General features: G+C 65.2%; 12 protein-coding genes. All 12 read right to left on the reverse strand.

From position 1 onward, the window contains the following. Window positions 1-29: 29 nt before the first annotated feature. The 12 genes from J5251_RS19025 to J5251_RS19080 all read right to left on the reverse strand — a co-directional run bounded on the left by J5251_RS19025 (window position 30) and on the right by J5251_RS19080 (window position 14,041). Entirely contained in the window at window positions 30-818 is a 789-nt protein-coding gene (locus J5251_RS19025; protein WP_208574858.1) for an IclR family transcriptional regulator domain-containing protein, read from the reverse strand. Window positions 819-853: 35 nt separating this feature from the next. Next, window positions 854-1,495, reverse strand: a complete 642-nt coding sequence (locus tag J5251_RS19030) for a 3-oxoacid CoA-transferase subunit B (protein WP_208574859.1) — start codon at window positions 1,493-1,495, stop codon at window positions 854-856. Further along, a complete protein-coding gene (locus J5251_RS19035) occupies window positions 1,492-2,190 on the reverse strand; it encodes a 3-oxoacid CoA-transferase subunit A (RefSeq protein WP_208574860.1) in 699 nt (232 codons plus the stop codon). Before J5251_RS19035 ends, J5251_RS19030 begins: the two co-directional genes overlap by 4 nt. Window positions 2,191-2,211: 21 nt before the next feature. Further along, window positions 2,212-3,417, reverse strand: a complete 1,206-nt coding sequence (locus J5251_RS19040) for a thiolase family protein (RefSeq protein WP_208574861.1) — start codon at window positions 3,415-3,417, stop codon at window positions 2,212-2,214. A 188-nt stretch (window positions 3,418-3,605) separates the two neighbouring features. Next, window positions 3,606-4,031 (reverse strand): 4-carboxymuconolactone decarboxylase, encoded by a 426-nt coding sequence (pcaC, locus tag J5251_RS19045; RefSeq protein WP_139005732.1) that lies wholly within the window; start codon window positions 4,029-4,031, stop codon window positions 3,606-3,608. Window positions 4,032-4,090: 59 nt separating this feature from the next. Further along, a complete protein-coding gene (locus J5251_RS19050; RefSeq protein WP_208574862.1) occupies window positions 4,091-4,885 on the reverse strand; it encodes an alpha/beta fold hydrolase in 795 nt (264 codons plus the stop codon). Beyond that, window positions 4,882-6,306 carry a lyase family protein gene (locus J5251_RS19055; protein WP_208574863.1) on the reverse strand — a complete coding sequence of 475 codons (1,425 nt, stop codon included), beginning with the start codon at window positions 6,304-6,306 and terminating at the stop codon, window positions 4,882-4,884. Before J5251_RS19055 ends, J5251_RS19050 begins: the two co-directional genes overlap by 4 nt. Before the next feature lie 6 nt (window positions 6,307-6,312). After that, window positions 6,313-6,885 carry a protocatechuate 3,4-dioxygenase subunit alpha gene (pcaG, locus tag J5251_RS19060; RefSeq protein WP_208574864.1) on the reverse strand — a complete coding sequence of 191 codons (573 nt, stop codon included), beginning with the start codon at window positions 6,883-6,885 and terminating at the stop codon, window positions 6,313-6,315. Beyond that, window positions 6,885-7,730 (reverse strand): protocatechuate 3,4-dioxygenase subunit beta, encoded by an 846-nt coding sequence (gene pcaH, locus J5251_RS19065; protein ID WP_139005728.1) that lies wholly within the window; start codon window positions 7,728-7,730, stop codon window positions 6,885-6,887. The genes pcaG and pcaH overlap by 1 nt, the downstream gene beginning before the upstream one ends. A 36-nt stretch (window positions 7,731-7,766) precedes the next feature. Then, entirely contained in the window at window positions 7,767-8,963 is a 1,197-nt protein-coding gene (locus tag J5251_RS19070) for a 4-hydroxybenzoate 3-monooxygenase (RefSeq protein ID WP_208574865.1), read from the reverse strand. A 160-nt stretch (window positions 8,964-9,123) separates the two neighbouring features. After that, the gene (locus J5251_RS19075) at window positions 9,124-9,879 is read right to left on the reverse strand and encodes an IclR family transcriptional regulator (protein ID WP_139005726.1); all 756 of its coding nucleotides are present in this window, start codon (window positions 9,877-9,879) and stop codon (window positions 9,124-9,126) included. 268 nt (window positions 9,880-10,147) lie between these two features. After that, a complete protein-coding gene (locus tag J5251_RS19080) occupies window positions 10,148-14,041 on the reverse strand; it encodes a DNA-directed RNA polymerase subunit beta' (protein ID WP_208574866.1) in 3,894 nt (1,297 codons plus the stop codon). Between the last annotated feature and the right edge of the window lie 16 nt (window positions 14,042-14,057).

Here is a 14,057-nt window from a genome sequence, read left to right on the forward strand (position 1 = left end):
AAACCGCGTAAAAATCCGGCGGCAGAAAGCTAGTGCTGGGCGCGCAGGGCGTCGGTGATCTTGGCGGAGACTGCCTGGAGTTTGGGGAGCGCTTCGAAGACGGCCTGGTCCAGGTCCGTGCCGTCGGCCAGCGAGGCCTGCATGGACATGTTCAGCGCGGCGACCACTGTGCCGTCCGGTTGGAGGATCGGGACGGCCACGGAACGCAGGCCGTTTTCGAGCTCCTGGTCCACCAACGCCCAACCCTGCGCGCGGACATTGTCCAGTTCGGCGCGAAGCCGCTCGGGGTCGCTGATGGTCCGCGGGGTGAGCGGCTTGAGCTCCGCCCGGGACAGGTACTCGTCCAGCTGGTCGGCCGGCAGCCCGGCGAGCAGCACCCGTCCCATCGAGGTGGCGTAGGCCGGGAACCGGGTACCTACCGTGATGCCCACCGTCATGATCCGCCTGGTGTGGATGCGTGCGATGTAGACGATGTCGTCGCCGTCGAGAATCGAGGCCGAGGTGGATTCGTGCAGTTCCTCGGAGAGCTCTTCGAGCAGCGGCTGCACCAATTGGGGAAGGGACTGCCCGGCCAGATAGGAGTATCCGAGCTGCAGCACCAGGGCTGTCAGCTCGAACACCCGCCCGTCCGTCCGCACGTACCCCAGGTCAACCAGGGTGTGCAGGAAACGGCGGGCCGTGGCACGGGTCAGTCCCGTTCGTTTGGAGACCTCACTGAGGGTCATGCTGATGTGATCGGCGTCGAAGGCACGGATCACGGCAAGGCCGCGGGCGAGCGACTGGACGAACTGGTCGCCCGGCAGTTTGGTCTCGGTCATCATTCCCTACTGCGCAGTGCGCAGGTCAGTTGCGGTTATTCGGCCGGAAGCAGCTTCACTTCCATCTTGGCCTGCAGTTCCTCGATGGTGGTTCCGAAGGTTTCGCGCACGCGGACGCCGTCCTTCGTAATCAGGAATACAGCCTCATTAGTGTATATGCGGGTCACGCAATCCACGCCCGTCACGGGGTAGGTGCATTCCGGAACCAGCTTGGACTGGCCATCCTTGGTGAACAGGGACATCATCACGTAGACGTCCTTGGCACCGGTGGCCAGGTCCATGGCCCCGCCCACGGCCGGGATGGCGTCCGGGGCGCCGGTGTGCCAGTTGGCCAGGTCGCCGGTGGCGGAGACCTGGAAGGCCCCGAGCACGCAGACATCCAGGTGGCCGCCGCGCATGATGGCGAAGGAGTCAGCATGATGGAAGTAGGACGCCCCGGGCAGTTCCGTGACCGGAATCTTGCCCGCGTTGATCAGGTCTTCGTCGATCTCGTCACCCTGGGCTACCGGGCCCATGCCCAGCATGCCGTTCTCGGTGTGCAGGGTGATGTCCTGTTCCGGGGTCAGGTAGTTCGAGACCAGCGTCGGCTGGCCGATGCCCAGGTTCACGAAGGATCCGGGCTTGATGTCCTTGGCTACAAGTTGGGCCAGCTCGTCGCGGCCGATTTTCTCGCTCACTTGCTTACCTTCTGTTCTGCCGCGGCGGTTGCGGGCGCCGCAATCTTGACGACGGTGTCCACATAGATGCCCGGGGTGATGACCACCTCGGGATCCAGCTGCCCGGTTTCCACGATCTCGGAAACCTGCACAATGGACTTTTTGGCGGCGGCGGCCATGATCGGGCCGAAGTTGCGGGCGGTCTTGCGGTAGACCAGGTTGCCCGTCTTGTCCGACTTCAGGGCCTTGATCAGCGCGAAGTCGGCGTGGATCGGCGTCTCGTAGACGTAGCCCCGGCCGTCGATCTCGCGGGTTTCCTTGCCCTCGGCCAGCATGGTGCCGTAACCGGTGGGAGTGAAGAAACCGCCGATACCGGCGCCGGCGGCACGGATGCGCTCGGCCAGGTTGCCCTGCGGCACCAGTTCCAACTCGATTTCGCCGGCCCGGTAGGCGGCGTCGAAATGCCAGGAGTCGGACTGCCGAGGGAAGGAACAGATAATCTTCTTGACCCGGCGCTCCTTGATCAGCAGCGCCAGACCGGCGTCGGCCTGGCCCGCGTTGTTGTTGATCACGGTCAGGTCCTTCGCGCCGCATTCGAGCAGCGCGTCGATCAGCTCCATCGGCTGGCCGGCGTTGCCGAAGCCGCCGATCAGCACGGTGGCGCCGTCATGAACGCCCTCCACCGCTTCCTGGGCTGTTTGTGCAATGTTGAGCATGCTCAAGCCTCTCTTGATTACTTACTTGGCGTTGACGTTTTCAAGCACGACGGCGAGGCCCTGGCCCACGCCGATGCAGATTGCGGCCACGCCCCAGCGCTGGCCGCTGGCCTGCAGGCGGCGGGCCAAGGTGCCGAGAATGCGGATGCCGGAGGCGCCCAGCGGGTGGCCGATGGCCACCGCGCCGCCCCAGGCATTGACGATCGCCGGGTCGATGTCCCAGGCGTCGATGCATGCCAGCGACTGCGCGGCGAAGGCCTCGTTGAGTTCGACGGCGGCAACGTCGCCCCAGCTGATGCCCGCGCGCTTGAGGGCCTGGTTGGCGGCCTCGACCGGCGCGAACCCGAAGAACTGCGGTTCCAGGGCAGCGGCGCCGCGGCCGGCAATGCGGGCCAGCGGCTCCATGCCGAGCACCTCGGCGCCGGCCTCGCTGCCCAGCAGGGCCGCGGAGGCGCCGTCGTTAAGCGGTGAGGCGTTGCCGGCGGTCACGGTGCCGCCCTCGGGGCCGTCGCCGACCGGGCGGAACACGGTCTTCAGGCCCGCGAGGACGTCCGGCGTGCTGGTCGGGCGGATGCTCTCGTCCCGCGTGAGCTCGGTGCCCGGGACGGAAACCACGAGGTTCTCGTACTTGCCCTCGTTCCAGGCGGCGTCGGCCAGCTTGTGCGACGCTGCGGCGAATTCGTCCTGGCGTTCGCGGCTGATTCCATGGCGTTCGCGCAGCTGCTCGGTGGCCTCGCCCAGCGAGACGGTCCACTCCTTGGGCATGTTCTTGTTCACCAGGCGCCAGCCGAGCGTGGTGGAAGCCAACGTCATGTCGCCGGCCGGGTAGGGCTTGGCAGTCTTCGGAAGCACCCAGGGGGCGCGGCTCATGGACTCGACGCCGCCGATCAGCGTGACGTCGGCCTCACCGGCGTTGATCTGGCGGGAGGCGATGATGGCTGCGTCCAGGCTGGAGCCGCAGAGGCGGTTCACGGTGGTGCCCGGAATGGAGGTGGGCAGGCCTGCCAGCAGGGTGGCCATGCGGGCCACGTTGCGGTTTTCCTCGCCGGCGCCATTGGCGTTGCCGAAGATCACTTCGTCAATGCGCTCCGGGTCCAGGCCGGGTGCCCGCGCTACGGAGGCCTTGACTACCTCGGCGGCCAGATCGTCAGGCCTGACGCCGGCCAAACCCCCGCCGAATTTACCGAAGGGGGTGCGGATAGCGTCATAGAGGTACGCCTGGTTCACTACGGGCTCCTTAGACCGCGGCCCTTCGCTCGGGGCGCGGAGACAGTCCCGGTCCCGGCCGTGCAGCCTTGCTCTGGCTGTGCGGCCGGGCCGGATGAGGTGCTGAAAAAGTTCTCGCCTCTGTTCTTCTGCTGATCACCTAACCCGGAGTTCGCTTCTCGAACAGATGTACGTGATATGAACTATAGCTACTTCGCGTGATCCTCGTCAAGGGTGGCGAACACGCCCTGGGCCACCTTGAAGGCGACGTTCGCGGCGGGAACACTGCAGTAAATGGCGGACTGAAGGATGACTTCCTTGATCTCGTCCCGGGTCATGCCGTTGGTCAGCGCCGCCCGCACATGCATGGCCAGCTCCTCCCAGTAGCCGTTGGCGATCATCGCGGTCAGCGTGATGGCGCTGCGGGTGGTCCGCGGCAGCCCTTCGCGCGTCCAGATGGTCCCCCAGGCGTAGCGCGTAATCAGCTCCTGGAACTCCTGCGTGAACTCGTCGATCGAGCTGTTGGCGCGGTCCACGTGTGCATCGCCAAGCACTTCGCGGCGTACCTTCATGCCGTCGTCGTACACATCCTGCTGGGTCTGGGCCGGATCGAATGTCGGGGTTGTCTCGCTCACCGGTGGTGCTCCTTGTTGGCTTGGTGGTGGTTCTCTTCAGGTGGCTTGCGTTTGGGGTGTTAGCCGGCGAGGAAGAATTCGCGCAGCAGCTTCGCCGTTTCCTCAGGTGCCTCCAGTGGTGCCTGGTGGGCCGCCGAATCGACGACGGCGGCTCGGCCGTTCCGTACGCCGGCCGCCGTTGCTTCGGCGAGGGGCGGCGGGCAGACCTCGTCCTGGCCGCCGGCAATCGCCAGCACCGGGGTGGAGATTTGGCCGAGCTGCCCGCGCACGTCGAAACCGGCCAGCGCCTCGCAGCAGTGCGCGTAGGCAAAGCGGTCCGCGTCCTGCAGGGTGTGCAGCAGGCGGGTGGTGGCTTCTGCGTTCTTCTCGATGAAGCCCGGGGCGAACCAGCGCTGCGCCGATCCGGTCACCATGGTGGGTGTGCCGGACGCCCGGACGGTCTCCGCGCGGTCCAGCCAGGACTGCGGCTCGCCGATCTTGGCACCCGAGCAGATCACGCCGATGCCGGCGAAGAACTCCGGGTAGTCAACGCCGAGCTGCAGTCCCAGGGCGCCGGCCAGCGAGACACCGGCGTAATAGATCTTCTGGTCCGCGGCGATGTCGCCGGCCGCGCGCAGCTTCTCCACGGCATTGACGACGCCGGAGGCGAGCTCGGCCACCGTGAACGTTTCGGTGGACGCGGGGCTGGCCCCGTGGCCGGGCAGGTCCACGCCGACAACCTGGAAGTCGTCCAGGAACGGCACGGTGTCGATCCACAGGGCCTTGGCGCCTGTGCCCAGTCCGGCGCCGGCGATCAGGACCGGCTTGCCGCTGCCCTCGGACAGCAGGGTGGGAGTGATCTGGGGAATGCTCATGCTTGGCTCCAATCTGAATAATGTTCAATGATCCGAGTGATCAGTTCATCGCTTTGGCCCAGGTAGCCGGCCGGGTCCAGCAGCGCCTGCAGGTCGGCATCCGACAGCTTGTCCTGCGGCACGGCGCCACGCAGCCGCTGCGCGAACGGTGTCCCGCCGGTGAGGGACTCGTTGACCAGTGCCTGCACTTTGGGCTTGCCCGATCCGGCCGCGCCGTCATCCAGCAGCGGGGCGACCGTGGCCATGATTTTCTCGCTGACGACCAGCGGACCGGTGATGGCCAGGTTCTCCTGCATCCGGTCCGCGTGCACAACCAGGCCGTCCGCGAGTTCGGCCAGTTTGGCGGCCGCTCCCCCGGCCAGGCGCAGCAGCTGGCGCAGGGCCTGCCACTCCACATGCCAGGAACCGTCCGGGCGCTCGTCGATGGCGCCCGCGGCGGCGGCCTGGACCTGGGCCAGGTGGCCCGGTGCGGCCAAGGCTGCGCTGCGGATCAGGACGGAGAGCACCGGGTTCTGCTTCTGCGGCATGGCCGAGGAGACTCCGCGCCCTTCTGCCCGGGGTTCGGACAGTTCGCCGAATTCGGGGCGGCTGAGCAGCAGCACGTCGTTGGCGATCTTTCCCGCGGCGGCGAGCACATCGGCCAGGGCGGCGGCCAGCGCGGTGACCGGCAGCCGGTTGGTCTGCCACGGCGCCACCGGATCGGCCAACCCCAGCCGTTCGGCGAGCTGCGCAGCCAAAGCCAGCGCCCCGCCGTCGTTGTTGGCAGTTTTGTTTTGGGGCCCCTTGGCGGCCACGGAAGCCAGCGCTGCCATGGTTCCGGCAGCGCCGCCCCACTGCAGCGGCAGCCTGCCGGCCACCTCGGACAGCTGCACCCCGGCCTGACCGACGCCGGAAAGCCAGTTTGCGGCCTTGAGCCCGAACGTGCTCGGCAGCGAGTGCTGGGTCAGCGTGCGGGCCACGGTGACCGTGCCGCGGTGCGTTTCGGCCAGCCGGGCCAACGCCGCCGCGGCGGTCTTCAGGTCCGCAAGAATGACCTCGAGGGTGCGGCTGGCCATCAGCAGCAGGGCGCTGTCCAGGATGTCCTGGCTGGTGGCGCCCTTGTGGATTGCCGCTGCGGCCGCGGGTGAGGACTCCTTCACGCGTGCGCGCAGATCGCCGAGCAACGGGATGACCGGGTTGCCGCCGCCCTGCGCGCGTTCGGCCAGGGACGCCGCATCGTACTGCCCGGCGGTGGAGGCTGCTTCGACCGTGGGGAGGAGTCCGGCGTCGATATAGCCCGCATCGGCGAGGACGCGGACCCACTGGAGTTCGACGTCGAGCATGGCTTGGATGAATTGGTAATCGCTGGTTAAACGGGACGCTGCTGTCCCGGCCGAAGCCGGGGACAGCAGCCCGAAATCAGCGTTATCCGCTGGATTCATGTGTAGTTATGCTCCCGGGTAGCTCAGGAAGACCGTCTCGTTGTCACCCTGCAGGCGGATGTCGAAGTACAGGTCTCCGTTGGCCTCGCGCGTAGCGATCAGGGTCCTGCGGCGCTCCTCCGGCAGCGAGGAAAGCAGCGGATCGCTGGCCAGGGCCCCGGTGTCTTCGGGCAGGTAGATGCGGGTGTGCAGCTTGTTCAGCAGGCCGCGGGCGAAAACCACCAGCGAGATGAACGGGGCTTTGCCCTCCTGCGTAGCCCCCGGATTGACCGTAGTGAAGGTGTAGTGGCCTTCGTTGTCCACAGCAACGCGGCCGAAGCCGGTGAAGGTGTGGTTATCGCGTACCAGCGAGCCCGTCTCCCGGGAAATGACACCGCTCTCGTCGGCCTGCCAGATTTCCAGCAGGGCGTCCGGGATGGGTGTGCCCTGGCCGTCGTAGACCACGCCGTGCAGCCGGATGGAGCCGGGGTGCGCGCGGTGGACCAGCTGGCTGTCCTTCTCGTACGGCAGCGCATAACCGTAGAACGGGCCGATGGTCTGGCCGGGGGTTGCTACAAGCTGTGTGGAGTTCTGCGTCATTACTCTGCGTCCTCGTCTTCCATCCAGGTGCGGTTGCTGCCGGAGAGCACAATGTCCCAGGTGTAGCCGGTGGCCCACTCGTGGCTGGTGACATTGTGGTCGTAGGTGGCGACCAGACGGTCGCGGGCCTTCTGGTCCGTGATGGACTGGTAAATCGGATCCAGGGAAAAGAGCGGATCGCCGGGGAAGTACATCTGCGTGATCATGCGCTGGGTGAAGTCGGTGCCGAACAGCGAGAAGTGGATGTGCGCCGGGCGCCACGCATTGTGATGGTTCTTCCAGGGGTACGGGGCCGGCTTGATGGTGGTGAACTCGTACGAGCCGTCATCGCCGGTCAGGCAGCGGCCAACACCGGTGAAGTTCGGGTCGATCGGGGCCGGGTGCTGGTCGCGCTTGTGGATGTAGCGGCCGGCTGCGTTGGCCTGCCAGATTTCCACCAGCTGGTTGCGGACCGGCCGGCCGGCGCCATCGAGCACCTTGCCGCGGACCACGATGCGCTCACCGAGAGGCTCGCCGTTGTGCTGGATGGTCAGGTCCGCTTCCAGCGCATGCACGTCGCGGTGGCCGAAGGCGGGCGACCACAGTTCGATGGTCTCCGGATCCGCATGGTGCAGGTCCTTGGTGGGGTGGCGCAGCACGGAGCTGCGGTACGGGGCGAAGTCGATCCGCGGCTGCGTTTCCTCCGGCTTCCCCTCGGCCTTGCCCTGCTGGTACTCATCGTGGATCTTAGTGATCTGGTTGGTGATGAAGTCCTGGCTGTCAGCGGCTGCGTCGGAATCAATCACGGCGCTGTCATTTTCGATCACGTGGCTCTCGTCGAACGTCTCGTCGGTATTTGCTGTCATGGTCTCGCTCCTTCCCTGGAGTGTTTCTAGTCTCGGTTAGCTGTGCGGCCAACCGGTGTAGGACTCGGCGAGGTACTGCTGCCCGTAGCGCGAGCTCGCCACGGTCTCCAGTTCACCCAGAGCGCGCTTGACCTCGAACGGATTGGCATCCTTGCGGGTGTGCAGCATGCTGGTCATCCAGTAGGAGAAGTTCTGCGCCTTCCAGACGCGCTTGAGCGCCTTCTCGCTGTAGCCGTCCAGCAGGTCCTTGGACTTGGTCGCGTAGAAGGAGTCGATAGCTTCGAACAGCACCTTGACATCCGCGAGGGCCAAATTCAGGCCCTTGGCGCCGGTGGGCGGAACCGTGTGTCCGGCGTCGCCGGCCAGGAACAGGTTGCCGTAGCGCATCGGCTCACAGACATAGGAGCGGAATTTCAGAATCATCTGCTCGAAGATCGGACCGCGCTTGAGCTCAAAGCCGTCCGGGCCATCCACGCGCTTCTGCAGCTCTGCCCAGATCTGGTCCTCGGTCCACTTCGAGGCGTCCTCGTTCGGGTCGGCCTGGAAGTACATCCGCTGAACCGTGTCGCTGCGCTGCGAAATCAGCGCGAAGCCGTGCTCGGAGTTGGCGTAGATCAGTTCGTCGGAGCTCTTCGGCGCCTCGGTGAGGATACCGAACCAGGCGAAGGGGTACTCGATGAAGTTGTCGATACGGTGTTCAGCCGGGATGGCCCATTTGCAGATGCCCTGCGAACCGTCAGCGCCGACCAGGATGTCGCAGTGGATTTCGAAGGCCTGGCCCTCGGCATCGGTGAAACGGATCTTAGGGGTATCCGTGGTCAGGTCCAGGACCTCGGTATCGGTGACCGAGTAGCGGACGTCGCCGCCGTCGCGCTCACGGGCGGCGGCCAGGTCCACGAAGACTTCGTTCTGCGGGTAGAGCGTCACAGTGGCGTCGACGAGATCGCGGAAGTTCAGGCGGTGCGATTCGCCCTTGAAGCGCAGGTCAATCCCCTCATGCTCCATGCCCTCGGTCAGCACCCGGCCATTGACGTCCGTGTCGGTCAGCATCTTCACTGAGCCGGCTTCCAGGATGCCCGCGCGGTGGGTGGTCCGAATGGTCTCGTGGTCCCTCTTTTCCACCACGATGTTCTCGATGCCGGACTTGGCCAGCAGATGGGAGAGCATCAGCCCGGCCGGGCCGCCGCCGACAATGCCGACTTTGGTCTTGAGAATCTGAGCGGGTGCAGCCATAGTGGATCTCCTTCAACTACTGTGGGGCAGGTCTTGATCCAGTGTGACTGTGGCGACACGCTCCCCGCGCCCCCGTTCTCATTGAATGATAATTACGACGGCGGCGCGGGTTTCAGCGACAGGCTGTTTGGCAGCAGCAATGCCTAGTGGCACGGAACCTTCAGTCCGGCAGCTCTCCCACGGCACGGGCGATGCCCCTGGCCCCGGCCATCAGCACCGGAACGATCGCAGGCAGGTTTTCCAGCCCCAGCGGCAGCACAACCCCGATCGCCGCGATGGCCTGCCCGCCCTTGCCCAGCACGGGAACAGCCAGGCCGGTAGTGTCTGTGTCCACCCGGCCGTCGAAGGCGGCATAGCCCCGCTTGCGGATGTCCGCCAGATGCCGGCGGAAGTCGAACGAAACCGCGTCCACCACGGCCACCGCCTCGGGGTGGCGGGCAAGGTAGGACTCCTGGACATGGTTCGGTGCATAGGCCAGCAGCGCCATGCCCATCGCCGTCCGGTGCACCGGCATCCGGCCCGCAATCTTCGCCTGGTTGACCACCGATCCCCTGCTTGAGAGCCGCTCGATGACCAGGACTTCATCGTCTTTGAGTACCGCCAGCTGGGTGTGCTGGCGGACTACTGACTGAATGTCTTCCATGAAGGGCATGGCCGCCTGGCGCAGGTCCACCGCGGGTGAGCTGCGGTTGGCGAGCTCCCACAGCCGCATCCCCAGCCGGACCTCTCCCGATGGCTCCCTGCTCAACAGCTCATGACGGGCCATTTCGTCCACCAGCCGGTAGGTGGTGGCCAGCGGCACCTCGGCACGCCGTGACAGCGTGGCCACGCTCATCGAAGACCGGGTGGCGTCAAAGGCGCTGAGGATGCGCACAAACCGCTCCAGCATGGAGTCCCCGGAACGCGAATTGGCCATGGCAACAGGTTCTCACAACTGCCGGTTCCCACGGGAACGTTCCTGCCGGTTTACGGTCCTAGGGCAAGGAACGGTCTCGGAGCCAGGGAGCGATCCCGCGTCCAGCAGCCACTGGCCGGGAGACCGCTCACCCCAAAACCAAGAAGCCCCCGACGCTTAAACGCAGAACACCCCTTGCGCCCGTTTCCGGGTGCAAGGGGTGTTCTATTGCTACGTGACTAGAGGTCCCCGGGGTGGCGGCAATGCCGGCACGCTCGGGTCCGGTTTCCTAGCGGTAGTCGTTGCCCATGTCGTAGTCATCCAGCGGGATGGCGTGGAACTCGGGGGTCAGACCGCCGTCGACACCGGGGTAATCGAAGTCGCTGAACGCGCTCGGGCCGGTGAACAGGTTGGCCTTTGCTTCCTCAGTCGGTTCAACGGTGACGTTGTTATAGCGGTCCAGGCCGGTACCGGCCGGGATCAGCTTACCGATGATGACGTTCTCCTTCAGACCCAGCAGCGGATCCGACTTGCCTTCCATGGCCGCCTGCGTCAGGACGCGGGTGGTCTCCTGGAAGGAAGCCGCGGACAGCCACGACTCGGTCGCCAGCGAGGCCTTGGTGATACCCATGAGCTCGTCACGGCCGTTGGCCGGGGTCTTGCCCTCGGATACCGCCTTGCGGTTCTCCTTCTGGAAGCGGCTGCGCTCTGCCAGTTCGCCCGGCAGCAGATCCGTTTCACCGGATTCGATGACGGTCACGCGGCGGAGCATCTGGCGGACGATAACCTCGACGTGCTTGTCGTGGATACCAACACCCTGGCTGCGGTACACCAGCTGGACCTCGTCTACCAGGAACTTCTGTGCCTGGCGCGGGCCGAGGATACGCAGAACCTGCTTCGGGTCGATGGCACCGACCACCAGCTGCTGGCCGACCTCGACGTGCTGGCCGTCTTCGACCAGCAGACGCGCACGGCGCAGCACCGGGTAGGCGATTTCCTCGGAGCCGTCGTCCGGAGTGACGATGAGGCGCATCTGGCGCTCCCCATCCTCGATGGTGATGCGGCCGGCAACCTCGGAGATCGGAGCAACACCCTTGGGGGTACGTGCTTCGAAGAGCTCCTGGATACGCGGCAGACCCTGGGTGATATCGCCTGCAGAGGCAACACCACCGGTGTGGAAGGTACGCATCGTCAGCTGGGTACCGGGCTCACCGATGGACTGTGCCGCGATGATGCCGACGGCCTCGCCGATGTCCACGGTCTTACCCGTGGCCAGGGAGCGGCCGTAGCACAGTGCACAAGTACCGACGGCGGACTCACAGGTGAGTACGGAGCGGACCTTGATGTCGGTGATGCCGGCGTTGAAGAGCTCGCGGATGAGCACGTCGCCCACGTCGGAACCGCCCGCAGCCAGTACCTTGCCGTCGGCGTCAACGACGTCGGTGGCGAGGGTACGTGCGTACGCCGAGTTCTCCACGTCTTCATGCAGGTGCAGCTCGCCGTTGGCGTCCGCTACTGCAATCGGGGTGTTCAGGCCGCGCTCGGTACCGCAGTCCTCTTCGCGGACGATGACGTCCTGGGACACGTCCACCAGACGACGGGTCAGGTAACCCGAGTTGGCGGTACGCAGAGCGGTATCGGCAAGACCCTTACGGGCACCGTGGGTGGCAATGAAGTATTCCAGAACCGACAGGCCCTCACGGTAGGAGGACTTGATCGGACGCGGGATGATTTCACCCTTTGGGTTAGCCACCAGACCACGGATACCGGCAATCTGGCGGATCTGCAGCCAGTTACCACGTGCACCGGAGGACACCATGCGGTTGATGGTGTTCTCCTTGGTCAGGTTCTTGCGCATCGCGTCGGCAACCTCGTTGGTGGCCTTGTTCCAGATGTCGATCAGTTCCTGGCGGCGCTCGTCGTCCGCGATCAGGCCCTTGCCGTACTGCGACTCAACCTTGGCAGCCTGCGCTTCGTAGCCTTCCATAATGGCGGGCTTCTCGGCCGGTGCCTCGATGTCGGAGATAGCCACGGTCACACCGGAGCGGGTAGCCCAGTAGAAACCGGCATCCTTCAGGTTGTCCAGCGTTGCCGCCGTAACAACCTTCGGGTAGCGCTCGGCCAGATCGTTGACGATCGTGGAGAGCTGGCCCTTGTCCGCAACCTTCTCAACCCAGGGGTAGTCATCGGGCAGCGTCTGGTTGAAGATGACCTGGCCCAGCGAGGTCTCGAGGAGGGCCGGCTGGCCGGCTTCCCAACCTTCCGGAGCCGGCTGGTCCGCGCTGGGCACGTACCCGCTGGAGATCCGGATTTTCACCACGGAGTTCAGGTGCAGCTCTCCGGCGTCGAAAGCCATGATGGCTTCGGCCGGCGAGGTGAACACGCGGCCTTCGCCTGCGGAACCTTCGCGCTTGGTCGTCAGGTGGTGCAGACCGATGATCATATCCTGCGAGGGCAGGGTGACCGGACGGCCGTCCGACGGCTTCAGGATGTTGTTCGAGGACAGCATCAGGATGCGGGCTTCGGCCTGCGCTTCGGGGCTCAGCGGCAGGTGGACTGCCATCTGGTCGCCGTCAAAGTCAGCATTGAACGCGCCACAAACCAGCGGGTGCAGCTGGAGTGCCTTACCTTCAACGAGCTGCGGCTCGAAGGCCTGGATACCCAGGCGGTGCAGGGTTGGTGCACGGTTCAGCAGGACCGGGTGCTCGGTGATGATCTCTTCGAGCACGTCCCAAACCTGCGGACGGTAACGCTCCACCATGCGCTTGGCACTCTTGATGTTCTGTGCGTGGTTGAGGTCAACCAGGCGCTTCATCACGAACGGCTTGAAGAGCTCCAGCGCCATCTGCTTGGGCAGACCGCACTGGTGCAGCTTCAGCTGCGGGCCGACAACAATGACGGAACGGCCGGAGTAGTCAACACGCTTACCCAGCAGGTTCTGACGGAAACGTCCCTGCTTGCCCTTGAGCATGTCGGACAGCGACTTCAGCGGACGGTTGCCCGGTCCGGTGACCGGACGGCCGCGGCGGCCGTTGTCGAACAGCGAGTCAACAGCTTCCTGGAGCATGCGCTTTTCGTTGTTCACGATGATCTCGGGGGCACCGAGATCCAGCAGGCGCTTCAGGCGGTTGTTGCGGTTGATCACGCGGCGGTACAGGTCGTTCAGGTCCGAGGTGGCGAAACGGCCACCGTCGAGCTGGACCATCGGGCGCAGTTCCGGCGGAATCACCGGGACGGCGTCCAGCACCATGCCCAGCGGGCTGTTGGTGGTGGTCAGGAACGCGTTGACAACCTTCAGGCGCTTCAGGGCACGCGTCTTGCGCTGGCCCTTGCCGTTCTTGATGGTGTCGCGCAGTGACTCAGCCTCTGCGACCATGTCGAAGGTTTCCAGGCGCTTCTTGATCGACTCGGCGCCCATGGAGCCCTCGAAGTACAGACCGTAGCGGTCACGCAGTTCGCGGTACAGGCCTTCGTCACCTTCGAGGTCGGCGACCTTGAGGTTCTTGAAGCGGTCCCAGACCTGCTCGAGGCGCTCGATGTCGGCATCCGCACGCTTGCGGACGTTGGCCATCTGGCGGTCGGCGGAGTCGCGGGCCTTCTTCTTCTCGGGTGCCTTGGCGCCTTCGGCCTCGAGACGGGCAAGCTCGTCTTCCAGGTCGCGGGCGATCGCGGCGATGTCCGAGTCGCGGGTGTCGGAGAGCTGCTTCTTCTCCAGGTCGTGTTCGGCCTGCAGGTTCGGCAGTTCTTCGTGGCGGCGCTCTTCGTCCACGCTGGTGATCATGTAGGCGGCGAAGTAGATGACCTTTTCGAGGTCCTTCGGTGCCAGGTCAAGGAGGTAGCCCAGACGGGAGGGAACGCCCTTGAAATACCAGATGTGTGTGACAGGTGCGGCCAGTTCGATGTGGCCCATGCGCTCACGGCGTACCTTGGCGCGGGTGACTTCAACGCCACAACGCTCGCAGATGATGCCCTTGAAGCGCACTCGCTTGTACTTACCGCAGTAGCATTCCCAGTCCCGGGACGGGCCGAAGATCTTCTCGCAGAAGAGTCCGTCCTTCTCGGGCTTGAGGGTGCGGTAGTTGATGGTTTCCGGCTTCTTGACCTCGCCGTAAGACCAGTCGCGGATTTCTTCCGCGGTGGCAAGGCCAATTCGCATGAGGCCGAAGGAGGATTCGCTGGACATATGGTCCCTGTTCTCT

The organism is Arthrobacter crystallopoietes, assembly GCF_017603825.1.
GTDB classification, from domain to species: domain Bacteria; phylum Actinomycetota; class Actinomycetes; order Actinomycetales; family Micrococcaceae; genus Crystallibacter; species Crystallibacter crystallopoietes_B.

Bases quoted from the DNA above. Each gene is read 5' to 3' on its own strand.
- J5251_RS19025 (WP_208574858.1), bottom strand. From the start codon at position 818: ATGACCGAGACCAAACTGCCGGGCGACCAGTTCGTCCAGTCGCTCGCC.
- J5251_RS19035 (WP_208574860.1), bottom strand. From the start codon at position 2,190: ATGCTCAACATTGCACAAACAGCCCAGGAAGCGGTGGAGGGCGTTCAT.
- J5251_RS19050 (WP_208574862.1), bottom strand. From the start codon at position 4,885: ATGAGCATTCCCCAGATCACTCCCACCCTGCTGTCCGAGGGCAGCGGC.
- J5251_RS19055 (WP_208574863.1), bottom strand. From the start codon at position 6,306: ATGAATCCAGCGGATAACGCTGATTTCGGGCTGCTGTCCCCGGCTTCG.
- pcaG (WP_208574864.1), bottom strand. From the start codon at position 6,885: ATGACGCAGAACTCCACACAGCTTGTAGCAACCCCCGGCCAGACCATC.
- pcaH (WP_139005728.1), bottom strand. From the start codon at position 7,730: ATGACAGCAAATACCGACGAGACGTTCGACGAGAGCCACGTGATCGAA.
- J5251_RS19070 (WP_208574865.1), bottom strand. From the start codon at position 8,963: ATGGCTGCACCCGCTCAGATTCTCAAGACCAAAGTCGGCATTGTCGGC.
- J5251_RS19075 (WP_139005726.1), bottom strand. From the start codon at position 9,879: ATGGCCAATTCGCGTTCCGGGGACTCCATGCTGGAGCGGTTTGTGCGC.
- J5251_RS19080 (WP_208574866.1), bottom strand. From the start codon at position 14,041: ATGTCCAGCGAATCCTCCTTCGGCCTCATGCGAATTGGCCTTGCCACC.